At 52.3% G+C, this 22,982-nt stretch carries 22 protein-coding genes and 1 other annotated feature; of the genes, 8 read left to right on the top strand and 14 right to left on the bottom strand.

Annotated elements, in window-relative coordinates; genetic code table 11:
* Positions 1-9: 9 nt before the first annotated feature.
* Entirely contained in the window at positions 10-951 is a 942-nt protein-coding gene (ribF, locus tag JG725_RS13165; RefSeq protein ID WP_172290784.1) for a bifunctional riboflavin kinase/FAD synthetase, read from the bottom strand.
* A 417-nt stretch (positions 952-1,368) separates the two neighbouring features.
* On the opposite strand from ribF, the gene rpsT reads away from it, so the two are divergent.
* The gene (gene rpsT / locus JG725_RS13160; protein ID WP_009111382.1) at positions 1,369-1,632 is read left to right on the top strand and encodes a 30S ribosomal protein S20; all 264 of its coding nucleotides are present in this window, start codon (positions 1,369-1,371) and stop codon (positions 1,630-1,632) included.
* A 78-nt stretch (positions 1,633-1,710) separates the two neighbouring features.
* On the opposite strand, the gene nhaA is transcribed toward rpsT, so the two are convergent.
* The 3 genes from nhaA to dnaK all read right to left on the bottom strand — a co-directional run bounded on the left by nhaA (position 1,711) and on the right by dnaK (position 6,222).
* The gene (gene nhaA, locus JG725_RS13155; RefSeq protein WP_172290785.1) at positions 1,711-2,913 is read right to left on the bottom strand and encodes a Na+/H+ antiporter NhaA; all 1,203 of its coding nucleotides are present in this window, start codon (positions 2,911-2,913) and stop codon (positions 1,711-1,713) included.
* Between the two features lie 147 nt (positions 2,914-3,060).
* Positions 3,061-4,194 carry a molecular chaperone DnaJ gene (dnaJ, locus tag JG725_RS13150; RefSeq protein WP_172290786.1) on the bottom strand — a complete coding sequence of 378 codons (1,134 nt, stop codon included), beginning with the start codon at positions 4,192-4,194 and terminating at the stop codon, positions 3,061-3,063.
* 111 nt (positions 4,195-4,305) lie between these two features.
* Positions 4,306-6,222 carry a molecular chaperone DnaK gene (dnaK, locus tag JG725_RS13145; protein WP_172290787.1) on the bottom strand — a complete coding sequence of 639 codons (1,917 nt, stop codon included), beginning with the start codon at positions 6,220-6,222 and terminating at the stop codon, positions 4,306-4,308.
* A 394-nt stretch (positions 6,223-6,616) separates the two neighbouring features.
* Here dnaK and satP point away from each other — a divergent pair, with 394 nt between their 5' ends.
* A complete protein-coding gene (gene satP / locus JG725_RS13140) occupies positions 6,617-7,189 on the top strand; it encodes an acetate uptake transporter (RefSeq protein WP_172290788.1) in 573 nt (190 codons plus the stop codon).
* Positions 7,190-7,283: 94 nt separating this feature from the next.
* Here satP and JG725_RS13135 read toward each other — a convergent pair whose 3' ends face one another.
* Both JG725_RS13135 and mog read right to left on the bottom strand, forming a co-directional pair.
* A complete protein-coding gene (locus tag JG725_RS13135) occupies positions 7,284-8,630 on the bottom strand; it encodes an MFS transporter (RefSeq protein ID WP_199378386.1) in 1,347 nt (448 codons plus the stop codon).
* Positions 8,631-8,754: 124 nt separating this feature from the next.
* On the bottom strand, positions 8,755-9,342 hold the full coding sequence (gene mog, locus JG725_RS13130) for a molybdopterin adenylyltransferase (RefSeq protein ID WP_172290790.1): 588 nt from the start codon (positions 9,340-9,342) through the stop codon (positions 8,755-8,757).
* 674 nt (positions 9,343-10,016) lie between these two features.
* On the opposite strand from mog, the gene JG725_RS13125 reads away from it, so the two are divergent.
* The gene (locus JG725_RS13125; protein ID WP_233356426.1) at positions 10,017-10,778 is read left to right on the top strand and encodes a GGDEF domain-containing protein; all 762 of its coding nucleotides are present in this window, start codon (positions 10,017-10,019) and stop codon (positions 10,776-10,778) included.
* Positions 10,779-10,857: 79 nt separating this feature from the next.
* Here the strand turns inward: JG725_RS13125 and tal are convergent, their stop codons facing one another.
* Positions 10,858-11,811, bottom strand: a complete 954-nt coding sequence (gene tal / locus JG725_RS13120) for a transaldolase (protein WP_199378381.1) — start codon at positions 11,809-11,811, stop codon at positions 10,858-10,860.
* Positions 11,812-11,881: 70 nt separating this feature from the next.
* Here tal and JG725_RS13115 point away from each other — a divergent pair, with 70 nt between their 5' ends.
* Together JG725_RS13115 and yaaA are read left to right on the top strand one after the other, a co-directional pair.
* Complete coding sequence (locus tag JG725_RS13115) at positions 11,882-12,115, top strand: hypothetical protein (protein ID WP_172290793.1); 234 nt, start codon at positions 11,882-11,884, stop codon at positions 12,113-12,115.
* A gap of 70 nt (positions 12,116-12,185) precedes the next feature.
* Entirely contained in the window at positions 12,186-12,959 is a 774-nt protein-coding gene (gene yaaA / locus JG725_RS13110; protein WP_199378379.1) for a peroxide stress protein YaaA, read from the top strand.
* 40 nt (positions 12,960-12,999) lie between these two features.
* On the opposite strand, the gene thrC is transcribed toward yaaA, so the two are convergent.
* The 5 genes from thrC to JG725_RS13085 form a co-directional block, all read right to left on the bottom strand.
* Entirely contained in the window at positions 13,000-14,289 is a 1,290-nt protein-coding gene (thrC, locus tag JG725_RS13105) for a threonine synthase (RefSeq protein WP_199378377.1), read from the bottom strand.
* A 3-nt stretch (positions 14,290-14,292) separates the two neighbouring features.
* Positions 14,293-15,222 carry a homoserine kinase gene (gene thrB, locus JG725_RS13100; protein WP_199378375.1) on the bottom strand — a complete coding sequence of 310 codons (930 nt, stop codon included), beginning with the start codon at positions 15,220-15,222 and terminating at the stop codon, positions 14,293-14,295.
* A 2-nt stretch (positions 15,223-15,224) separates the two neighbouring features.
* Positions 15,225-17,684, bottom strand: coding sequence for a bifunctional aspartate kinase/homoserine dehydrogenase I (gene thrA, locus JG725_RS13095; protein ID WP_199378372.1), 2,460 nt, complete (start codon positions 17,682-17,684; stop codon positions 15,225-15,227).
* A gap of 27 nt (positions 17,685-17,711) precedes the next feature.
* Positions 17,712-17,827, bottom strand: a sequence feature (Thr leader region).
* Positions 17,766-17,834: a thr operon leader peptide gene (gene thrL, locus JG725_RS20885; RefSeq protein WP_172290859.1), complete on the bottom strand. Its 69-nt coding sequence runs from the start codon at positions 17,832-17,834 to the stop codon at positions 17,766-17,768. Its footprint overlaps the feature before it by 62 nt.
* A 196-nt stretch (positions 17,835-18,030) precedes the next feature.
* Positions 18,031-18,732: a tRNA/rRNA methyltransferase gene (locus JG725_RS13085; RefSeq protein WP_172290798.1), complete on the bottom strand. Its 702-nt coding sequence runs from the start codon at positions 18,730-18,732 to the stop codon at positions 18,031-18,033.
* A gap of 648 nt (positions 18,733-19,380) precedes the next feature.
* Here JG725_RS13085 and arcA point away from each other — a divergent pair.
* A complete protein-coding gene (arcA, locus tag JG725_RS13080) occupies positions 19,381-20,097 on the top strand; it encodes a two-component system response regulator ArcA (RefSeq protein WP_172290799.1) in 717 nt (238 codons plus the stop codon).
* 64 nt (positions 20,098-20,161) lie between these two features.
* Here arcA and creA read toward each other — a convergent pair whose 3' ends face one another.
* Positions 20,162-20,650, bottom strand: coding sequence for a protein CreA (creA, locus tag JG725_RS13075; RefSeq protein WP_199378370.1), 489 nt, complete (start codon positions 20,648-20,650; stop codon positions 20,162-20,164).
* A 179-nt stretch (positions 20,651-20,829) separates the two neighbouring features.
* Here creA and robA point away from each other — a divergent pair, with 179 nt between their 5' ends.
* Positions 20,830-21,711, top strand: coding sequence for an MDR efflux pump AcrAB transcriptional activator RobA (gene robA / locus JG725_RS13070; protein WP_172290801.1), 882 nt, complete (start codon positions 20,830-20,832; stop codon positions 21,709-21,711).
* Here the strand turns inward: robA and gpmB are convergent.
* The gene (gene gpmB, locus JG725_RS13065) at positions 21,700-22,350 is read right to left on the bottom strand and encodes a 2,3-diphosphoglycerate-dependent phosphoglycerate mutase GpmB (RefSeq protein ID WP_172290802.1); all 651 of its coding nucleotides are present in this window, start codon (positions 22,348-22,350) and stop codon (positions 21,700-21,702) included. The two genes, robA and gpmB, sit on opposite strands and share 12 nt — an antisense overlap.
* Before the next feature lie 51 nt (positions 22,351-22,401).
* On the opposite strand from gpmB, the gene yjjX reads away from it, so the two are divergent.
* A complete protein-coding gene (yjjX, locus tag JG725_RS13060) occupies positions 22,402-22,938 on the top strand; it encodes an inosine/xanthosine triphosphatase (protein WP_172290803.1) in 537 nt (178 codons plus the stop codon).
* Positions 22,939-22,982: the final 44 nt, after the last annotated feature.

Here is a 22,982-nt window from a genome sequence, read left to right as displayed (position 1 = left end):
CTAGAAAAATTAAACCGGTGTCTTTAACCCAAAAAATTTCCGGGCCGTCACCACATCATCGGCGATTTGCTGTTTTAACGCCTCAAGCGAAGCAAAACGCTGTTCATTACGTATCTTTTTGCGCAGTACCACTTCGATATGACGACCATACAAATTCATCGTCGTATCCAGTAAGTGCACCTCAAGCTGCTGGCGCTTGTCTCCGGTTATCGTCGGGCGCGTGCCAATATTGGCGACGCCCGGCAACGGTTCATCCCCCAGGCCGTTAACGCTGACGGCATAAACCCCGCTGACCGGCGACACCTGACGCTTTAGCGGCAGATTCGCGGTGGGAAATCCTATCGTTCGTCCCAGAGCATTACCATGAACCACTCGCCCGGAAATACTGTAGGGGTGCCCCAACAGGCTTTCCGCCAGCGCCAGATCGTCGCGGTAGAGCGCTTCACGTACGGCAGTGCTGCTTACGCGTTTGCCGTCGTCACAGAATGAAGCCGTGCTGATAACGTCAAAACCCGCATCGCGCCCCGCTTGCTGTAATAACAGGAAATCGCCCTGGCGGCCAGCCCCGAAACGGAAGTCATCCCCCACCACCAAAAACCTGACGCCCAGTTTTTCCACCAGCAGCGTCGAAACAAAAGTTTGCGCATGGTTGGCGGCGAAGCGTGCGTCAAATTTAACGCACAGCAGATAATCCACGCCGGCCTTTTTCAGATAATTCACTTTATCGCGCAGGCGAGTCAACCGCGCCGGCGCTTTTTCAACAGAAAACAGCTCCAGCGGCTGCGGTTCAAAAATCATCACCATTACAGGAAGCCCGCGGGAACGACCTTCCTGCTTCAGTCGCTCAAGCAGCATCTGGTGTCCGCGGTGCACGCCGTCAAAATTACCAATAGTGAGCACACAGCCATAATGGTGTGCCCGAAGATTGTGTATACCGCGAATTAGCTGCATGGCTGGCTCAGAACAAATGGGTTAAAATTATGGAAATCGGCGGATTATACCTTGTACAGCGAGTAAGGTTAACCCGCGATTCGCGCCTTTTGCCGTCCGCATTCTGAATACCGGCGGTATTTTTGTTGTTTTGGGACGAATCATCGGCAACGTCCCGGGGCAAAGCGCGGTATACTAACCGGGTTTTAGCGGCGATTAATTGTTTTATCGATGATTAATGCGACAGAGTGAATTTATAAACGCGAAAAGCTGTATTCCACCGCGTGAAGCTGTTAAAATCCTGCGCCATCACAACGTAACAAGCGTCGACGTACAAACGGCGCTTATTTGCACAAATCCATTGACAAACGAAGGCTAAAAGGGCATATTCCTCGGCCTTTGAATTGTCCTCGATAGAATATATTTGGGAGTTGGACCTTGGCTAATATCAAATCAGCTAAGAAACGCGCCGTACAATCTGAGAAGCGCCGCAAGCATAACGCAAGCCGTCGCTCCATGATGCGTACTTTCATTAAGAAAGTATACGCGGCGATCGCTACCGGCGATAAAGAAGCGGCACAGAATGCGTTTAATGATATGCAACCGATCGTGGATCGTCAGGCAAGCAAAGGCCTGATCCACAAAAACAAAGCTGCACGTCATAAATCCAATCTGGTTGCGCGCATCAACGCCATGCAATAATCGCGTTTTCGCGTATTGTTGTTGAAAAAACCGGCTCAGGCCGGTTTTTTTGCGCTTATCGTTCGGCTAATCCCGCGGTTATTGCCGCAGCGTGGAAACCGACACGGCATCACGCGGCGCGGGTAAAACCACGCGCAACACCACATAGCCGGCGATTGCCGCCAGTCCGGACGCCAGCAAAATCCCCAGTTTGGCGTAGGTAATAAATTCAGCATCGCTGTTGGTAAACGCCAGCAACGTAATAAAGATCGACATGGTGAAGCCAATGCCGCACGGCACGGAAACCGCCATAATCTGACCGAAACTGACGCCAGCCGGTAATTTGGCGTACCCCATTCTGATAACCAGCCAACTGCACAGCGTGATCCCCAGCGGCTTACCAATCAGCAAACCCGCCGCAATGCCGAAAATCAGCGGCGAAAAAAGTTTATCCGCTTCAACGCCCTGTAACACAATGCCCGCATTGGCGAAAGCAAACAGCGGAATAATCAGGAAAGAGACCCAAACATGCAGCCCATGCTCCAGCGTTGTCGCGGGGGAAGCGCGTCCATCCGTCGTACGCAGCGGAATAAAGAACCCCACAATCACCCCTGCCAGCGTGGCATGTACGCCGCATTTAAGGATACACACCCAAAGCACCATCCCCACCAGCAAATACGCCGAGGTTTTGGCGACATGCTGACGGTTCATATAAGCCAGCGCCGCAATGCATAGCAACGCCCCCAATAGCGCGGGCCAGAATATCTGCTGGGTATAAAACAACGCGATGATCAGGATGGCGCCCAGATCATCAATAATGGCCAACGCCAGTAAAAAAACCTTTAATCCCGGCGGGACGCGTTTACCCAGCAAAATCAGCACGCCGATCGCGAAGGCAATATCCGTCGCCGTGGGGATCGCCCAGCCGTGGCGAGTCACCTCATCGCCGGCATTGAACAGCAGGAAGATCAACGCTGGAAATACCATTCCGCCGATGGCGGCCACCAGCGGCAGCATCGCCTGACGCCGGCTTGCCAGCGCGCCGATCGCCAGTTCACGCTTGACCTCAAGCCCGATCATCAGAAAGAAAATCGCCATCAGACCGTCATTGATCCACAGCAACAGATTTTTATTAAGTTCCAGCGCCCCAAAGCGGATTTCCACCGGCATCATCAAAAACTGATGATAACCTTCCGAACTAAAAGGCATGTTGGCTAATATCATCGCCAACAATGTGGCGCCGATCAGCATCAGTCCGGCGGCGGCATCCAGGCCGACGAAACGGCGAAGCAGGTTTATCATGTCACTGACTCTCTATTACCGGAATAATTTTTATACGTTGCGCAGCAACGCCGCTAAAGATGGCGGGTAAGAAAAACGCCATAAAAAAACCGGCTGATGATTCGCCAGCCGGTTTTCTGCCTTATCTTGCTAACTATACAACAAATATCAGCGAGTCAGATCGTCAAAAAACTTCTTCACTCCATCGAAAAAGCTTTTAGAACGCGGGCTGTTTCTTTCGCCGGAAGGCCCGCCAAAGCTTTCCGCCAGCTCTTGCAGCAGTTCTCTTTGCCGTTCATTCAGGCTGACCGGCGTTTCCACCACCACCCGGCACAACAGATCGCCCTGGGCGCCGCCGCGCACGGACTTAACGCCTTTGCCGCGCATGCGGAACAGTTTTCCGGTTTGCGTTTCAGCAGGCACTTTCAGCTTTACGCGGCCATCCAGCGTCGGCACTTCAATTTCCCCGCCCAGCGCAGCCATGGCAAAGTTAATCGGCACTTCACAGTACAGATTATTTTCCTCACGTTGGAAAATCGGGTGTGCTTTTACCTGAACCTGAACGTACAAATCTCCGGCCGGCGCACCGTGCTCCCCCGCTTCGCCCTCTCCGGATAAACGAATGCGATCGCCCGTATCCACCCCGGCAGGAATTTTCACCGATAGCGTTTTGCTCTTTTCTACGCGGCCATGCCCATGACATTTATTGCATGGATCTTTAATGATCTTGCCCCGGCCGTGACAGTGCGGACAGGCCTGTTGAACCGTGAAAAAGCCCTGGCGCATTTGTACCTGGCCGTTGCCGTGACAGGTAGGACAAGTGACCGGTGAACTACCCGGCTTCGCTCCGTTGCCATGACAAACGTCGCACTCTTCCAGCGTCGGGATACGGATCTCTTTGGTGACGCCACGGACAGCTTCTTCCAGCGACAGCTCCATGTTATAGCGTAAATCGGCGCCGCGACTCGCGCGTTGGCGACGGCCGCCGCCAAAAATATCGCCGAAAACGTCGCCAAAAATATCACCGAAATCGGCACCGCCGCCGCCAAAACCGCCGCCGCCGCCCATGCCACCTTGTTCAAATGCAGCATGGCCGTACTGATCGTAGGCGGCACGTTTCTGGGAATCAGTGAGAACCTCGTAGGCTTCTTTAATCTCTTTGAATCGTGCTTCAGATTCTTTATCACCAGAATTACGGTCCGGGTGATACTTCATCGCCAAACGCTTATAAGCCTTCTTAATTTCACGCTCATCCGCGCCTTTAGCTACACCTAAAATCTCGTAATAGTCTTGCTTCGCCATTCTTTTTTTCCTGCCCTCAACATGCGTGCACGGGCGCAGAGTTTCCTCAACGCCCGTGCTGGTTGCCAGCAACAGTTAATCGTTACCGCTACTGCGCCCGCTCAAGGGCGATTATTTTTTATCTTTTACTTCTTCAAACTCGGCATCAACGACATCGTCGTCTTTACGCGCGGACGCATCGTCAGCCGCCCCTTCCGCCGCACCAGCCTGAGCCTGCTGCTGAGAAGCTTCCAGCAATTTACCTGAAGCCTGCACCAGCGCCTGGATTTTGGCTTCAATGTCCGCTTTGTCTTCACCTTTCAACGCACTTTCCAATGCTTTCAGCGCGTCGTCAATGGCGGTTTTATCATCAGCGGCCAGGCTATCGCCCACTTCTTCAAGCTGCTTGCGCGTGCTGTGCAACAGATGATCGCCCTGGTTGCGGGTTTGAACCAGCTCTTCAAACTTACGGTCGGATTCCGCGTTCGCCTCGGCATCACGCACCATTTTCTGGATTTCATCCTCGTTCAGACCAGAAGAGGCCTTGATGGTGATTTTCTGCTCGCGGCCGCTGTTTTTATCTTTAGCGGAAACGTGCAGGATACCATCGGCATCGATGTCGAACGTGACTTCGATCTGCGGCATACCGCGCGGCGCAGGCTGAATGCCATCCAGGTTAAACTGCCCCAGTGATTTGTTGTCGCTGGCGCGTTTACGTTCGCCTTGCAGAACATGGATCGTCACCGCGGACTGGTTATCTTCCGCCGTGGAGAACACCTGACTGTGTTTGGTCGGGATGGTGGTGTTCTTGGAGATCAGCGCCGTCATCACGCCGCCCATGGTTTCGATACCCAGCGACAGCGGGGTAACGTCCAGCAGCAGAACGTCTTTCACATCGCCGGATAACACGCCGCCCTGAACAGCGGCGCCGATAGCCACAGCTTCATCCGGGTTGACATCTTTACGCGGCTCTTTACCGAAGAAATCAGCGACTTTTTTCTGTACCAGCGGCATACGGGTCTGACCGCCGACCAGGATCACGTCCTGAATGTCAGAAACGGACAGACCGGCGTCTTTCAGCGCCACCTTCAGCGGCTCCAGCGAACGGTTGACCAGATCTTCAACCAAAGATTCCAGTTTGGCGCGGGTCACCTTGATGTTCAGGTGTTTCGGGCCGCTCGCATCCGCGGTGATGTACGGCAGGTTAACGTCAGTCTGCTGCGCGGAAGAAAGCTCGATTTTGGCTTTTTCCGCCGCTTCTTTCAGACGCTGCATCGCCAGAGGATCGTTACGCAGATCGAAACCCTGTTCTTTCTTAAATTCGTCGACCAGATAGTTGATCATCCGGCTGTCGAAGTCTTCGCCGCCCAGGTGGGTATCCCCATTGGTTGCCAGCACTTCAAACGTTTTTTCGCCATCGACTTCATCGATTTCGATAATGGAAATATCGAAAGTACCGCCGCCCAGGTCATATACGGCAATGGTGCGGTTGCCCACTTCTTTATCCAAACCATACGCCAGCGCGGCGGCGGTAGGTTCGTTAATAATACGTTTCACTTCCAGACCGGCGATACGGCCGGCATCTTTGGTGGCCTGACGCTGCGCATCGTTGAAGTATGCCGGAACGGTAATAACCGCTTCGGTCACCGGTTCGCCCAGATAGTCTTCCGCCGTTTTCTTCATTTTTTTCAGCACTTCCGCTGAAATCTGCGGCGGCGCCATTTTCTGATCTTTGACTTCCAGCCAGGCGTCGCCATTATCAGCCGCGATGATTTTATACGGCATGATGTTGGTGTCGCGCTGAACTTCTTCGTCTTTAAAACGACGGCCGATCAGACGCTTAATCGCAAACAGCGTATTTTTCGGGTTAGTCACCGCCTGACGCTTAGCCGGTTGGCCAACCAGAGTTTCACCGTCTTGCGTATAAGCAATAATTGAAGGCGTCGTACGATCGCCCTCGCTGTTTTCCAGTACTTTAACCTGCGTACCGTCCATAATCGCTACACAAGAGTTGGTTGTACCCAGGTCGATACCAATAATCTTACCCATCTAAACATCTCCACTAAAAAGTCATATCCGGTGTGGTAGTTCAACCTACTATGCGGGCTAAATGTCGTTTTTCAACTACACAACACCCTGTTCCACCTGTTCAGCCCTCATATTGCAAAGGCGCTGCCCAAGTTTAACGACCCGACATAAACCTATTTGATTTGGTCAAACTGTTTTGGTTGAAAATAAGATGGGGCCAACAATCCCATCATCAAGGGGGGGGATGAAAAAAAATGGTCTTTATTCCTTGTTCGATCAAACTATTGTTGATTCGCCGTATTGTGTCCGCTCAAACCGCCCGATATGATGCCGCGCCCGCCGTCATTGGCGGCGCGGCAAAACGACAACTTCATATATGAAGGGAACATTGATTATCTGTCATTGCAGAGGATTTATGCATACGAACACGTTGGCGAATCCCGGTCCGTTAGGGCTGATGGGCTTCGGGATGACCACTATTTTACTGAACCTTCACAACGCAGGCTTTTTCCCGCTTTCTTCCATTATCCTCAGCATGGGCATTTTTTACGGCGGCATCGCCCAGATCCTGGCGGGATTACTGGAATATAAAAAAGGCAATACTTTTGGCGCCACCGCATTCACCTCTTACGGCGCCTTCTGGTTGACGTTAGTCGGCATTATTATGCTGCCGAAAACGGGTCTGGCGGAAGCCAGCGACGCGCGGTTCCTGGGAGTATTCCTCGGGCTGTGGGGCGTATTCACCCTATTTATGTTCTTCGGAACGCTGCGCGCCAACCGCGCATTACAGTTTGTGTTCGCCAGCCTGACCGTTCTGTTTGCCTTACTGGCCGTCGGTAATTTTACCGGCAACCACGCCCTGCTGACCGTTGCCGGTTTCGAAGGCATCATCTGCGGCGCCAGCGCTATTTATCTGGCGATGGCGGAAGTGCTGAACGAACAGTTTGGCCGAAAAGTGCTGCCCATCGGCGAACGCCGCGCCCACTAAGTCTCACGTACGATTCGGTGATAAAAAGGCCTGCGAAAACAGCAGGCTTTTTTTACGGTTACCGCCAATCATCGGTGCCCGACGGCCCCACGCCTTAAATACCGACTGGCGAACGGGACTCCTCTTCTCCTATCTGTTCGCCGCTCTGCTCGCTGTTCAAATCACGCCGCAAATAAATCCCCAACAGCACGCCGACGGCTGACAGCGTAAGCACATAAAATGCCGGAGCCAGCGGCGTTGCCTTCATAATCAATGTGACAAAGATCGGCGTTAACCCGCCAAAAACCGCATACGAAACGTTATAGGAAAATGAGATCCCCGAAAAACGCACCTCCGCCGGGAAAGCGCGCACCATCACATAAGGAACCGCACCGACCACGCCGACGCTTAAGCCGACAATGGCGTAGCCGATAAAAAGCAGACTCGCGTTGCTCGCCGCCGTACTGTAGAAAAACCAACTGCATGCGGCCAGCGACAAACTGCCCAGAATAAACATCTTGCTGGCGCCAAAGCGGTCAACAATCAGGCCGGCGCCGATGCAGCCAACCATCAGCATAATGGTCGCCAGACAGTTTGCCTGTAACGCCAGCGCCGCAGAAACGCCGTGTACTTTTTGCAGGTATGTCGGAGCCATCAAAATCACCACCACAATGCAAGCGGACAGCATCCAGGTCAGCAACATCGAAACCACGATCGCTTTGCGATGGTTCATCACCACCGATTTTAGCGGCAACTCCTCAGCCAGTTTCTTATGGGCCTGCATTTCCATAAAGATCGGCGTTTCCTGTAACCAGCGACGCAGATACATCGCCACCAGCCCAAAGATCCCGCCAATAAAGAACGGCAAACGCCAGCCGCCGCCCGACATCTGCTCAGGAGTGAATACGGTATTCAACAAGGTGGCGACCAGCGATCCCAACAGAATTCCCATAGTCAGCCCCGCGGTCAACGTGCCGCAGGCAAAACCAATCCGTGAACGCGGGACATGCTCGGCGACAAACACCCATGCGCCGGGAACCTCGCCGCCGATCGCCGCGCCCTGTAACACGCGCATCAGCAACAATAATAAAGGCGCGGCGATGCCGATAGACGCATAGGTCGGCAGCATCCCCATCGCCAGCGTGGGCAATGCCATCAGCAAAATGCTCAGGCTGAACATTTTCTTACGTCCGACCAGATCGCCGAAGTGGGCCATAACGATGCCCCCCAGCGGGCGAGCGAGATAGCCGGCGGCAAAGATGCCAAAGGTCTGAACCTGACGCAGCCACTCGGGTATGTCCGCCGGGAAAAAGAGGTCGCCGATGACCGCCGCAAAAAAGACGAAAATGATGAAATCATAGAATTCCAGCGCGCCGCCCAGCGCAGCCAGAGAAAGCGTTTTGTAATCTTGCCGGTTTAGCCGACGTTGCCGCCGATGAGATTGATGATGCTCGTGTGCCATAAATTGCCGCGCAGTGCCAGAGGGGAAAATAAAATCCGCCATCATGTGTAAAGAAAAAATTACTATAGCGGCAAAATTTCAATACACCAGCAAAGCTGAATCTTATATTTAAAATAGTCAAACTTCAGTTTTTTATTTCGCGTACAGCATTTTTAGGACGAAAAGCTGCTACGACATTCGGATCGGTTTCAACATAAGGGCCTTCCAGCAATTGGATGCAATACGGAATACTGGCGAAAATTCCCGCCACAATCACCTTGCCGTCCGCATCCTTCAGCCCTTCCAGCGTCTCTTTAATGGATTTAGGCTGTCCCGGCAGATTAAGAATCAATGCATGTTTACGAATAACCCCTACCTGCCTTGAGAGAATCGCCGTCGGCACGAATTGCAGGCTGATTTGACGCATCTGTTCGCCAAACCCCGGCATTTCGCGATCGGCAACGGCCAGCGTCGCATCGGGGGTGACATCACGACGCGCCGGCCCTGTGCCGCCGGTCGTTAGCACCAGATGACAGCCCCGCTCGTCAACCAGCTCGCACAGCGTTTGTTCAATCAACGGCTGCTCATCAGGCACCAGCCGGGTTTCGATTTCAAAGGGCGTCGTTAACGCCGCCGTCAGCCATGTTTCCAGCGCCGGTATGCCTTTATCCTGATAAACGCCGCCGGACGCCCGATCGGAAACGGATACCAGACCAACATGCAATACGTTCATAAGAGGACTCCAGTAAAATAAAAAATCAATTTTATCAGGATATTGTCTGATTCAAGTATCTATTTAGATCTGAATATAATCATAGTTATTAAATAGCGTCCCAAAAATGAAAAAATTTTCATTTTAATCAGTTCCTCTGAATCGGATCTCGCAAGGTAATACAAACAGCCTGAGTTTGTTGATCCCTTCCGCGCTATATTCAATCATTTGTAAATAAAAACCTTTTAAAAAAACAAAAAAGAACGATGGCGACTATCATTAAAGCTCACCAGACTCCGGGTAATATGTTAAAATTGAGGCATAACTTCACTGCCAAGAATAAGTAAAAAAGCCTCGCCAAGGAAGTATTCATGAAGAGCACTAAGTATAAGATATTAGAGTTTTTTTCCCATCCTATATCCGCATTTTTTCTGTTCGGTTCTATTTCCTTTTTAATCGCCATCGTTGTTATGCATGAGTCAAATAAAAGAACCTGGAAGTTAGAAAAACATAACCTGGACTCAATAATTAAAACTTATGAATCATATAGCTCCGGCGATGTGACCGAGGTCGATACAACAGAAAAAACAGGACGTTATGTTTTCACACGGATAAGAACGCTGGCATTTAATACCCGGGATGCAGGCAGTGAATGTATCAATAGATTATCGTCTTTGGAATTACAGTTTAAGGATATGGCAATTATCCGGGTCTGCCACAATAAACTCCCCTCAATAGGCGAGTACGCGGGGAAAGACACATTAACGATCATTTTTCCTCTGCTGTCGGCGAAAGACGATCTGTTGGGTATTCGGATCAGAACAACGTTAAAAGCCACTCCCCCTTCAGTATTTGATACCTTTTCGTCTCTCACCGCGATCGCCGGTATATCGAGCATTGTATTGCTTTTTGCCGTGCTGGGCAGTTTGCTCTCCATACTCGCCAAAAAGTACCTGATAGAATTGCCGATAACCGCAAGGTATGACGATCTGACCGGCTACCTGAGACGGGACGCGTTTTTTATGACGGCCAATAAAGCGCTGAACATCGCCGATTTTTCCAAACGTCCCGTTTGCGTCATTCTTATCGATATCGATCACTTTAAGATCGTTAATGATACCCTCGGCCATAGCGCCGGGGATGAAGCGCTGAAACTGGTGGCGGAAGTATTTAAAAAGTCATTCCGCCGCGAAGATATTTTTGGCCGGATCGGCGGGGATGAATTCGCCATTGTTTTACCCAATATCGGGCTGGAAGACGCCTACATGGTCGCAGAGCGGGCCAGATTACGGGTTAGCGACGCCAATAGTGAGATGTTCGGCAATGACGTGAACCTGACGGTCAGCATCGGGTTGGTTGAATACCGTATTGAGAAAGAAGATTTAACCGCCGTTATGAAGCGGGCGGATAAAAAGCTTTATGACGCCAAGAAAACGCGAAATGCCGTGGCGAAATAACGCCGCGCGCGCCTGTAACCATAAAGAGGATGGCGCAAATAGCCGGATAGCGATCCCGGCTATTTTTTCGAACCGGCTGTTACAGTAATTCAGCGATCATTTTTTCCAGCTTTTCCTGATCGACGGCAAACTTGCGGATACCGTCGGCCAGTTTATCTACCGCCATCGGATCCTGATTATGCTGCCAGTAGAACTGCGCTTCCGTCATTTTCGCCGGGCGCGCCTTAACATCGCCGGTATAAGACAGCTTACGGACGACGTCGCCTTCGCTTTCCGACAGTTCTTTCAACAGCGCAGGCGCGATGGTTAGACGATCACAGCCCGCCAGCTCGATGATTTCACCCAGGTTACGGAAGCTTGCGCCCATGACCACCGTTTCATAACCGTGTTGTTTGTAATAGTTGTAGATTTCAGTCACTGAAACCACGCCCGGATCTTCGGTAGGGGCAAATTCTTTCTTATCGCCATTGACTTTGTACCAGTCCAGAATACGGCCAACAAACGGTGAAATCAGGAATACGCCCGCTTCGGCGCACGCACGAGCCTGAGCAAAGGAGAACAACAGCGTCAGGTTACAGTTGATGCCGTCTTTTTCCAGCTGTTCTGCGGCACGAATACCCTGCCAGGTAGAGGCCAGTTTAATCAGAATACGTTCGTTGCTGATGCCGGCATCGTTATAAAGCTTGATCAGATGTTTTGCTTTCGCCACGCTGGCTTCAGTGTCATACGAAAGACGCGCATCCACTTCGGTAGAGATACGGCCGGGGATCAGTTTTAAGATCTCAAGACCGATGTTCACCGCCAGCTTGTCGGTCGCATCGACCACCTGCTGCTCGCGGTTATTGCTCTGCTCACGCGCCCAGACAACGGCGTCGTCAATCAGCTTGCGGTATTCGGGGATTTGAGCGGCATTAAGAATCAGTGAAGGGTTAGTGGTGGCGTCTTGCGGTTGATACAATTTCATTGCCGCGATATCGCCGGTATCAGCCACAACCGTCGTCAATTGGCGTAGGGAAGTCAGTTTATCCGTCATGTTGGCATTTCTCATTGTTTATGCGTGAAGTACTCATATATGAATTATTAATGCATGAACTGGTGGCATTATGTTCTCACCTGAATCCGATAATAACACGCGCGAAACCCGGCGCAAGACAGCCTTTTCACCAACGTTTTCCATCTGTGCAACGCCGCGCCTGACGTTTTTCCGCCCATATGGCGAGCGTTCAAATAAAAAGTTTATTAAACAATATATTACAGTTAATTCACTAAATAGAAACACCCGTGCCAATCTGATGATTGCTACTCCCTGTTATAACCATCAGCGTTTTCTTGCCTGATTTCAGCCCGGTTCTTGTTATGTTCTTGCTATAGTAAGGGCATCAAAATCAGCCCGACAGGACATGGCGAATGTTAATAACCCTTTCACCCGCAAAAACCCTTGATTACACCAGTCCTTTGGCGACGCAACGCTATACTCAGCCGGAATTGCTGGGCTATTCCAGCCAGTTGATCTCCCGGTGTAAGAAACTGACGCCGGCGCAGATCGCATCGTTGATGGGCATCAGCGACAAACTGGCCGGCTTGAATGCGGTTCGCTTTAATGACTGGCGCCCCGATTTTACGCCAGACAATGCGCGGCAGGCGCTGCTGGCGTTTAAAGGGGATGTTTATACCGGCCTGAACGCGGAAGATTTCAGCGAGCAAGATTTTGATTTCGCTCAGCAACACCTGCGCATGCTGTCCGGCTTATACGGCGTGTTACGCCCGCTGGATTTGATGCAGCCTTACCGGCTGGAAATGGGCACCAAGCTTGATAACAAGGCGGGCAAGGATCTGTATAGCTTTTGGGGAGATGTCATCACCGAAAAACTGAACCAGGCCCTGCGCGAACAGGGTGACGACATTCTGGTGAATCTGGCTTCGGACGAATACTTCAAAGCGGTGAAGCCGAAAAAACTCCACGCCCGTCTCATCAAACCGGTGTTTCTGGATGAGAAAAACGGCAAGTTTAAAGTCATCAGCTTTTACGCCAAGAAAGCCCGCGGGTTGATGAGCCGTTTTATTATCCAAAACCGCCTGACGCAGCCGGAACAATTAAAAGATTTCGATTTGGAAGGGTATTTCTTTGCCGATGCGGAATCTTCCGCTCAGGAACTGGTGTTTAAACGCCGCGAGCAATGATGGGCGAAGCAAGGGCGGCTAGTTCCGCCCTTGACAACGATTACGCAGGCAACGACATCAGGAACTGACGCAGTCTGGCGAAATCATTCGGGAAGTCATGCGACAGCAAATCCAGATCGGCGCGTTTCGCCAGCGCCTCAGGCAACTCCAGCGTTTTCCCCAGAATGGCTTCCACGCTTTCCTTGAATTTCGCCGGGTGCGCCGTACCCAGGAACAACCCGAACTCGCCGGGCTGTAGCTGATCGCGTAATAAGCGATAGGCTATCGCCGCGTGAGGCTCCGAGGTATAACCCAGCGCATCGAGTTCATGCAGGGTTTCTTTGGTGACGTCATCGCTTACCGCGCCAAAGCCCAGCGTTTTCAACTGCCAGTTTTTACGGCGGAACAGCTCTTCTACGCGCGGCCAGTTATTCGGCTGACTCACATCCATGGCGTTGGACAACGTGGCGACGGTCTTATTCGGTTCCCAGACCCCATTGCTCAGGAAACGCGGCACGGTATCGTTGGCATTGGTCGCGGCGATAAAACGTTTAATCGGCAGACCGAGGGATTTGGCTAACAGGCCGGCGGTCAGATCGCCGAAGTTGCCGCTTGGCACGGAAACCACCAGTTGATTACGCGCTTCCTGCGGCAGTTGCGCCACCGCTTCAAAGTAGTAGCAGATTTGCGCCAGCAACCGGCTGATATTAATGGAGTTGGCCGAATTCAGGCCAATCGCCTTTTTCAGTTCTTCATCATCAAAAGCCTGCTTGACCAGCGCCTGACAGGCATCAAAATCGCTGTCGACGGCGACAGTGTGAATATTGCCGCCCAGCGTGCAGAACAGCTTTTCCTGCAACGGGCTGATTTTACCGCGCGGATAGAGGATCACCACGCGAATGTTTTCCAGACCGTAAAACGCGTGAGCGACCGCCGCACCGGTATCGCCGGAGGTGGCGGTAAGAATAGTGATTTTCCGATCGCCCGCCACTTCCGTCAGCATTTGCGCCATAAAACGGCCGCCGAAATCCTTGAACGCCAGCGTCGGGCCGTGGAACAACTCCAGTGAGGCGATATCTTCCGTTACCGAGACGACAGGCGCCGGGAAAGCAAACGCCTTTTTAACACGCTGATAGACCGTTTCATCGGACAGTTCATCGCCGATATAAGCGGATAAAATACGGCTGCTGCGGGTAACAAAATCCATTTCCAGCAGTTGGTCGATATCTGCCCGGTCAAATTCTGGCAGTTCCAAAGGAAAGAACAGCCCCTGCCGGCTTCCCAACCCTCGTTGAATGGCCTGAGCAAAGTTGACCTGCTCATTGTGATCTTTAAGGTTGTACAGTTTCATGCATTATCCCAGTTGTCGTGCGCCTGTCGTATCCAGACGGCAAATATGAACAAAGCCTTCGTCGTTCTGCAAATAGTTATCCCTTAGCCAGTCAGCCAGGCGCTGAGCGCTGTTTATTTCATTGCAGACCGCAAATAACGTCGGGCCTGAACCCGAAATACCGCAGGCCAGCGCCCCGATATCCTGGGCGGCTTTCCGCGCCTCGGCAAAGCCGGGCAGGAGTTTCGTCCGGTAAGGTTCCGCGATGACATCCTTCATCAGCTTGGCCGCCAGCGAGGCCTGCCCGGTGTGGCAGGCGTGGACAAAGCCCGCCAGATAGCGCCCATGGCTGATGCAATCCTGACGGCGGTATTGAGCAGGCAAAATCGCCCGCGCTTCCGCCGTTGACACTTTGATGCCCGGATAGGCCATCACCCATAGCCAGTCGTCGAACGCCGGCACCGGCTGGCTGATAATGCCCTCTTCTTCCAGCATCAATTGAATGCCGCCGAGAAAACAGGGCGCCACATTATCATAATGTACGCTGCCGGAAATACGCCCTTCCAGCTCGCCCATCAGCGTCAGCAGGCGGGTATCATCCAGCGGTTTGCCGCAGAATTCATTCATCGCCATCAAACCGGCGACCACCGAACAGGCGCTGGAGCCTAACCCCGAGCCAATCGGCATGTTCTTTTCCAGCGTCATGGCGACCGGTACGGTTTGGCCGATTTCCTCACAGAAACGCTCCCAGCACTGATACACAATGTTTTGCTTTGGATCGTCCGGCAGCTTGCTGACGAATCGGCCTTCGCTTTTCAGGCTGAACCGATCGGCGGCGACCACCGAAACGCAGTCCCCCAGCAGCGCGCCATCGATCGGAGAAACAGCGGCGCCCAGCACGTCAAAACCGACGCTGACGTTGCCGATTGACGCAGGCGCATACACCTTAACCATAATTAAGCTCCCAACTTCCATGACAGGGTACGCAGCAAATCTGCAAATACGCCCGCGGCGGTAACGTCATTACCCGCCCCGTAACCCCGTAATACCAATGGCAATGGCTGATAATAACGGCTATAGAACGCCAGCGCATTTTCGCCATCTTTGACTTTAAACAGCGGGTCATTTCCCCCCACTGCGCTAATGTGGACTTTACAGCGACCGTCTTCAATCAGACCGATGTAACGCAGCACTTTGCCTTCATCACGGGCTTGCGCGATGCGGCTGGCGAACGCATCATCCACTGACGGCAAACGACGCATAAAGCTGTCGACATCGCCGGCGGCATCAAAATCGGCCGGCAGGACGGATTCTACATCAATATCCTCCAGCTCCAGCTTATATCCCGCTTCACGCGCCAGGATCAGCAGCTTGCGCGCCACGTCCATACCCGACAGATCGTCGCGCGGATCCGGCTCGGTATAGCCCTTTTCTTTTGCCTGGCGCGTAGCTTCAGACAACGACATACCTTCATCCAGCTTACCGAAAATAAAGGACAGCGAACCAGACAGAATACCGGTAAAGCGAAGCAACTCATCACCGGCGTTCAACAGATTTTGCAGGTTTTCGATAACCGGCAGACCGGCGCCCACGTTGGTGTCATACAAGAACCGGCGGCGCGACGTCGCCGCCGCGCTGCGCAGCTGCTGATAGTAGTTCATCGAACCCGTATTCGCCTTCTTGTTTGGCGTCACGACATGGAAACCGTCGGCCAGGAAATCGGCATACTGATCGGCCACCGCCTGGCTTGAGGTGCAATCCACAATCACCGGGTTCAGCAGGTGATATTCTTTTACCAGACGAATCAACCGTCCCAGGTTAAAAGGTTCACGGGCTTTCGCCAGTTCCTCGCGCCAGCTATCCATCGGAATGCCGTTGATGTTGGTCAGCAACGCTTTGGAGTTGGCGATACCGCACACCCGCAGGTCGATATGCTTCTGCTTCAACCACGGCTGCTGACGGTGAATCTGCTCCAGCAGCGCGCCGCCCACGCCGCCCACGCCGATCACGAACACGTCAATCACCTGATCGGTATTGAACAGCATCTGATGCGCAACCCGCACGCCGGTCGTCGCCACATCATTGCTCACCACCACCGAAATGGAACGCTCGGACGAGCCCTGGGCAATGGCGACAATGTTGATATTGGCGCTCGCCAACGCGGAGAATAAGCGGGCGGACAAGCCACGAAGCGTGCGCATGCCGTCACCGACCACCGAGATAATGGCCAGACGCTGCATCACGTCCAGCGGATCCAAAACGCCTTCTTTCAGTTCCAGATAGAATTCGTCTTCCAGCGTCTTTCTGGCGCGAGCCAGTTCATTTTGCGAGACACAGAAACTGATGCTGTATTCCGAAGACGACTGGGTAATCAGGACGACGGAGATGCCTGAACGCGACATCGCCGCAAATACCCGGGCCGCCATCCCCACCATCCCTTTCATACCGGGGCCGGAGACATTAAACATCGCCATATTATTCAGGTTGGTGATGCCTTTGACCGGATATTGGCTATCGGAGCTGTCCATACCGATTAACGTGCCGGGAGCCTGAGGATTTTCGGTGTTTTTGATAAGGCAGGGAATCTGGAACTGGGCGATGGGAGCGATAGTGCGGGGGTGGAGGACTTTGGCGCCAAAATAGGATAACTCCATCGCCTCCTGATAAGACATCGACTTTAGCAGCCTGGCGTCCGGCACCTGACGTGGGTCGCAGGTATAAACGCCGTCGACATCCGTCCAGATCTCGCAACAGTCGGCGCGCAGACAGGCGGCCAGCACCGCGGCCGAGTAATCCGAACCATTACGGCCCAGCACCACCAGTTCCCCTTTATCATTGCCAGCGGTGAATCCCGCCATCAGGATCACGTGGTCTTTCGGGATGGCGCTTTCCGCGATACGACGGGTTGACTCGGCGATATCGACGGTGGATTCGAGGTAATGGCCCTGAGCCAGCAGTTTTTCCACCGGATTAATCACCGAAACCGCATAGCCGCGCGCCTGGAATACCGCTTCCATAATGGCGATCGACAGTTTTTCGCCGCGGCAGATGATGGAGGCATTCACGCTGTCCGGACACTGCCCCAGCAAAGCGATACCGTGCAGTACCTGTTTTAACTGCGCGAGTTCCTGATCCACCACGACTTTGAGGCGAGCATGATCAAACCCCGGCTGCGCCTGCGCCAAGCCTTGCAGCAAAGAGGAGAATATGGTCTCAGCGTCGTTAAGATGAGGCAGTAAATCCTGTCCGGAGACGGTTTTATCAATCATCGCAACCAGATGGTTGGTAATCTTTGCCGGAGCGGACAGCACGACGGCGACCTGTCCCTGACGCGCATTGCTTTCGATAATGTCGGCAACGCGCAAAAAACGTTCCGCATTTGCTACTGAAGTCCCGCCAAATTTCAACACTCGCATTTTTATTTTTTCTCCTGAATTTCTGTCATAAAAAAAGCCCGCACTGTTCGGTGCGGGCTTTTTTCGATTCTTCTGTATGCGTCAGCCCGCACCGTTACTGGTTGTACCGGTGATGGTAATAATCGTAATGATTAGGCTGATATTGCGCATGCTAAAAATCTTGTCTCGTTAAATGTATATCGGTCTGCCCTATTAGTTAGGGTAATCGCACCGTGAAGTCAATGGATTTCTTTTTTTTATACGCCGCGACAACCTTTCGCCGCGGACGAATAAACTGTAATAAAACCAACAGGCCAGATGATTATTTGTCAAAAATAACAAATCAACATCTTTTGCTGTAAAAAAATCACTTGCCGCTATCTTCTTTGGATATCGCTTTCTCGACGTCATGCAGCAACATATGCAGCATGGCGGTATCCCGTTGCTCTAACCGCCCCAACCGCTGATGGATCCAGTCGCGTAATTTTTCATCATCCTCTACCGCCAGATTAATGAGCAACTTATCCAACCGCTGACGTAACGCCGACAACGGCCCGGACGGCGGCGGAGTGTGCTCGTCAGGTCGGACCTGCATTAATTCCGCCAGTTGATAGCAATAGACCATCACCGCCTGACCAAGATTCAGCGACGGATAATCCGCCTTCATCGGTACGCCGGTTAAAATATCCGCCAGTTCAAGCTCTTCATTGGTTAGCCCGGAATCTTCACGTCCGAAAACCAATGCCGCGGTTCCTATCCAGCGCTGTTTTTCCCGCATCACGCCCAACAATTCGGCGGGCGTACAGTAATAACGGAATCTGGCGCGACTGCGGGCCGTGGTCGCAATAGTAAAATCACTATCCGCCAACGCCTCCGCCAGCGTGGGGAACGTCTTTACCGCATCAAGGACGTCGCCCGAACCGTGAGCCACCCAGCGGGCGGCGGGTTGCTGATGAACCTGACTTGCGACAATACGCAACTCGCCGAATCCCATCGTTTTCATCGCTCTGGCGGCGGCCCCCACATTCTCGGCCCGCGCGGGTTCGACCAAAATAATATGAAACTGCATATCCCTCCTCAGCCGGGTTAAAAATGCGGCTAGCGCGCCTCTCCGTCAGGAGAATAATCAATCATGAATCATTGTGTAAATTAACAATAAAACAACAAAATATTGGACGCCGCGCCGCCACAAAAAATCAACGCGGCGTGACGAAAAAATAGCTGTCTGACGGTGATTACTGCCGATAAAAATAGAATAATGTATTTAACTTCAATGCATTAACGAATATCATCTTACGTTAAGCTTTCAAAGCCCTGTTATCAGCATTTGCTATGCTGAATCGTTCACAAATAATGCTAAATTGTGACTTAAGCTGGCAATCTTGTAAGTGTTTTTCACAAAATAGTTAACGTGCTACAATGAAATTTGATATATGTCAACGTAACCGTAGATTTACCCGCAGGCAAAATCCGTCCTTACTGTTATGTTGCTGTTAATAAGGTTAAACTATGCACCACTTTGAGCTTTGTTAAACTGACTCCGTTATCGCCTGTTTGCCGTATCTCTGGGCAGGTTAATGTGCATCAAGAACGCATTTACGTACTTTAGTCCAATGTTGAGTGAGATGGTGATGATTACCTCTGGCACTCCTATGATAACAGCGACTTATGTACTTCCGATTTTTATTATTTCAGTTGGCAATTTTAGGTAGCAAACATGCAGACCCCGCACATTCTTATTGTTGAAGACGAGTTGGTAACTCGTAATACCCTCAAAAGTATTTTTGAGGCGGAAGGGTACCTTGTTCACGAAGCCACCGATGGCGCAGAGATGCATCACATTTTGTCCGAGAACGACATTAATCTGGTGATTATGGACATCAATCTGCCAGGCAAAAATGGTTTGCTGTTAGCGCGTGAACTGCGTGAGCAAGCCAGCGTCGCTCTGATGTTCCTTACCGGACGCGACAACGAAGTGGACAAGATCCTGGGTTTGGAGATTGGCGCCGATGACTACATCACCAAACCGTTCAATCCCCGCGAGTTAACCATCCGTGCCCGCAATCTGCTGTCGCGCACCATGAATCTGGGAGGCGGAACGGAAGAACGTCGTTTGGTTGAAAGCTATCGTTTTAATGGCTGGGAACTGGACATCAACAGCCGTTCACTGATCAGCCCGGCCGGCGAGCAATACAAACTGCCGCGCAGTGAATTCCGCGCCATGCTGCATTTCTGCGAAAACCCCGGCAAGATCCAATCCCGCGCGGAACTGCTGAAGAAAATGACCGGCCGCGAGCTCAAGCCTCATGACCGTACGGTCGACGTGACGATCCGTCGTATCCGTAAACACTTTGAGTCCACCGCCGATACGCCTGAAATTATCGCCACCATCCACGGTGAAGGTTATCGTTTCTGCGGCGATCTGGAAGAGTGATCCCACTGAGCCGAAGCAGGCTTCTGCTTCGGCTTTTGCGTTGCTACAGCCCGCTCGGTTGCCTTTACTCCGCGCTATCCCGCTTTGCCCATGGCATCACGGGCACCGCACTCAACGCGTTTTTTGGCGAACCTTCAACCAAACGATCGGAATAGGCCAGGTAGATTAAGGCATTGCGTTTGCGATCGTAGAACCGCACCACCTGTAATTTTTTGAACACCAGCGACGTTCGTTTCTGGAATACCACCGCCCCTTTATCGCCGCCGTTTTTAATTTTGTCGTTCAGCGCGATCGGCCCGACCTGCTGGCAAGAAATCGCTGCGTCTGCGGTGTCCTCCGCCAGCCCTAACCCGCCTTTGATGCCGCCGGTTTTCGCCCGGCTGATGTAGCAGGTCACGTTAGCCACATCAGGATCGTCAAACGCCTCCACCACAATTTTGTGGTCCGGCCCCAACAGCTTAAATGTCGTATCAACAGAACCCACCTCTTCAGCCTGAACCGCTCCCGCAAACAACATCAGTAAGCCGGCACTTATCGTGAGCTTTTTATTCATATTCCGATTCTCAGATTATTCTCGTCAATTATTAACATCTGCGAGTGGCAGCGCTCTCTATGTCCTATCGACATGGCCCATTAAACATACTCAAAATCTTAGGCAGTGCCCATGTAAAAAAATTGCTATCATGCAGGCTTTCCACCCTTAGCGCTCAGTGTGTTTGATGAGGAAGATATATGGATCAAGCCAGTATAATACGTGACCTGCTTAACTGGCTGGAAAGCCATCTCGACCAGCCTTTATCACTTGATAATGTGGCGGCCAAAGCAGGCTATTCAAAATGGCATTTACAAAGAATGTTCAAGGATGTAACCGGACATGCCATTGGTTCATACATTCGCGCTCGCCGACTCACCAAAGCCGCCGTGGCGCTCTGCCTGACCAGCCGGCCGATCCTTGATATCGCCCTGCAATACCGCTTCGATTCCCAGCAAACCTTCACTCGCGCATTTAAAAAACAGTTTGCACAAACACCGGCATCCTATCGGCGTTCCGATGACTGGAACACCTTTGGCATCCGCCCGCCTATCCGGTTGGGCGAATTTACGTTGCCGCAGCCGCAATTTGTTACGCTGCCGGAAACTAAACTGGTGGGAATGACGCAAACCTACAACTGTAGCCTGGAGCAGATTTGTAATTTCCGCACGGAGATCCGCATACACTTCTGGCGCCAGTTTCTGGGCGAGGCCAAGACGATTCCACCGGTGCTATACGGCCTGCATCACACTCGCCCCAATAAAGAAAAAGACGATGAGCATGAGATCTTCTACACCACCGCCCTAGAGCCACAGCATTTACCGGAAGGCGTGCAGCCAGGAGACGCCTTCACCCTCCCCGGCGGGGATTATGTGCTGTTTGTCTATGAAGGCCCGACGGATGGATTACAAGACTTTATCATCACCCTGTACGACACCTGTTTGCCAACGTTCAAACTTATTCGTCGCAAAGGGTTCGATACCGAACGTTTCCATCCGCAGATGAGTGAAAAAGACCGACCGCTGGCCAACATTCAATGTGAATACCTGATCCCGATCCGTAATCCAGCGTTATCGTTGTAACTCATCCAGGGCCGGCACATCCAGGTGCGAAGTATCACCCGCGGTTTCAACCACCCATCCCGAGGCCAGCCACGGACTGTGTTGATAATCAATGCGTGACAGGGAACAGTTGCGCAGACGTAAACGCCGTTCGGCGGAGGCGGGTAAACCCAGAATGGTACTGAGCAAACACCCTAATGCCATGCCGTGACTGACCAACAGCGGCCGGCTACCTTCCGGCAGCGTCAGACAACGCGCCAGTACGCCGTGCATACGCGCCGCCAGTTCAGCCATTGACTCCCCTTTAGGGATACGGCCATCGGGCGTACCGTCCACCAGTTGCTTGCGCCATGCTTCCTCTTCCGGGCTCAACGTATCGATATCGCGTTCTTCGAGAATCCCCATATCCAACTCCCGCAGCCCCGGCTCCAGCACGATCTGACAATCCACGCAGACTCTGGCGATGATTTCCGTGGTCTGGCGCGTCCGCCCCAGATCGCTGGTAAAGATATGCGTGATGCCTAATTTTTTGATGCGTTCGGCAACCTGATAAGCCTGCCGCTCGCCTTTGGATGTTAGCACACTGTCAGATTGACCTTGAATACGTCGCGCCACATTCCATTCTGTTTCTCCGTGGCGAACAAGATATACCTGTAACATGGTTGTTTTCCGTTATACTGCGTCAAATTAACTAAAGAGTACGAAACCGTTATGTATCACGTTGTCGCTGCAACTACCAACCCGGCAAAGATCAAGGCTATTACTTTAGCATTCACGGACGTCTTTGGGGCAGAGAATTGCCGCATTGAAGGTGTTGACGTCGACAGCGGCGTTGCGCGTCAGCCGCTTGGTTCGCTTGAAACCCGCACCGGCGCCAGAAACCGGGTGATGATGGCGCGCCAGGTGCGTCCGGAAGCTGACTTTTGGGTCGGCGTTGAAGCCGGTATCGAGGAATGCATGACGTTTGCCTGGATGGTGATTGAAAACACCCACCTGCGCGGTGAATCACGCTCTGCCAGCCTGGTGCTGCCGGAAAGTATATTACACGGCATCCGTGAAGGCCGGGAACTGGGCGATGAGATGGAGCGATTGACCGGTATCCAGAATATTAAACACAAAGGCGGCGCCATTGGCGTCTTCACCGACGGCAAACTATCGCGCACCAGCGTTTATCATCAGGCGCTACTGTTGGCGTTGGTCCCTTTCCATAATGCTATCTATCAAACGCCGGTACAGATCGTCAATTAACCGCCGCCCGGAAGAGAACTGGAACACGGTTGTCAGCCCCGCAG

The organism is Brenneria sp. L3-3C-1 (genome assembly GCF_016456245.1).
In the GTDB taxonomy this organism is placed as follows: domain Bacteria; phylum Pseudomonadota; class Gammaproteobacteria; order Enterobacterales; family Enterobacteriaceae; genus Brenneria.
The sequence above is the reverse complement of the archived record's forward strand: the minus strand, read 5'-3'. Positions and strand labels throughout refer to the sequence as shown.

What these genes read in the sequence shown, in the direction of transcription:
- ribF (WP_172290784.1), bottom strand. Translation starts at nt 951, where the DNA reads ATGCAGCTAATTCGCGGTATACACAATCTTCGGGCACACCATTATGGC.
- nhaA (WP_172290785.1), bottom strand. Translation starts at nt 2,913, where the DNA reads ATGATAAACCTGCTTCGCCGTTTCGTCGGCCTGGATGCCGCCGCCGGA.
- dnaJ (WP_172290786.1), bottom strand. Translation starts at nt 4,194, where the DNA reads ATGGCGAAGCAAGACTATTACGAGATTTTAGGTGTAGCTAAAGGCGCG.
- dnaK (WP_172290787.1), bottom strand. Translation starts at nt 6,222, where the DNA reads ATGGGTAAGATTATTGGTATCGACCTGGGTACAACCAACTCTTGTGTA.
- satP (WP_172290788.1), top strand. Translation starts at nt 6,617, where the DNA reads ATGCATACGAACACGTTGGCGAATCCCGGTCCGTTAGGGCTGATGGGC.
- JG725_RS13135 (WP_199378386.1), bottom strand. Translation starts at nt 8,630, where the DNA reads ATGGCACACGAGCATCATCAATCTCATCGGCGGCAACGTCGGCTAAAC.
- mog (WP_172290790.1), bottom strand. Translation starts at nt 9,342, where the DNA reads ATGAACGTATTGCATGTTGGTCTGGTATCCGTTTCCGATCGGGCGTCC.
- JG725_RS13125 (WP_233356426.1), top strand. Translation starts at nt 10,017, where the DNA reads ATGGCAATTATCCGGGTCTGCCACAATAAACTCCCCTCAATAGGCGAG.
- tal (WP_199378381.1), bottom strand. Translation starts at nt 11,811, where the DNA reads ATGACGGATAAACTGACTTCCCTACGCCAATTGACGACGGTTGTGGCT.
- JG725_RS13115 (WP_172290793.1), top strand. Translation starts at nt 11,882, where the DNA reads ATGTTCTCACCTGAATCCGATAATAACACGCGCGAAACCCGGCGCAAG.
- yaaA (WP_199378379.1), top strand. Translation starts at nt 12,186, where the DNA reads ATGTTAATAACCCTTTCACCCGCAAAAACCCTTGATTACACCAGTCCT.
- thrC (WP_199378377.1), bottom strand. Translation starts at nt 14,289, where the DNA reads ATGAAACTGTACAACCTTAAAGATCACAATGAGCAGGTCAACTTTGCT.
- thrB (WP_199378375.1), bottom strand. Translation starts at nt 15,222, where the DNA reads ATGGTTAAGGTGTATGCGCCTGCGTCAATCGGCAACGTCAGCGTCGGT.
- thrA (WP_199378372.1), bottom strand. Translation starts at nt 17,684, where the DNA reads ATGCGAGTGTTGAAATTTGGCGGGACTTCAGTAGCAAATGCGGAACGT.
- JG725_RS13085 (WP_172290798.1), bottom strand. Translation starts at nt 18,732, where the DNA reads ATGCAGTTTCATATTATTTTGGTCGAACCCGCGCGGGCCGAGAATGTG.
- arcA (WP_172290799.1), top strand. Translation starts at nt 19,381, where the DNA reads ATGCAGACCCCGCACATTCTTATTGTTGAAGACGAGTTGGTAACTCGT.
- creA (WP_199378370.1), bottom strand. Translation starts at nt 20,650, where the DNA reads ATGAATAAAAAGCTCACGATAAGTGCCGGCTTACTGATGTTGTTTGCG.
- robA (WP_172290801.1), top strand. Translation starts at nt 20,830, where the DNA reads ATGGATCAAGCCAGTATAATACGTGACCTGCTTAACTGGCTGGAAAGC.
- gpmB (WP_172290802.1), bottom strand. Translation starts at nt 22,350, where the DNA reads ATGTTACAGGTATATCTTGTTCGCCACGGAGAAACAGAATGGAATGTG.
- yjjX (WP_172290803.1), top strand. Translation starts at nt 22,402, where the DNA reads ATGTATCACGTTGTCGCTGCAACTACCAACCCGGCAAAGATCAAGGCT.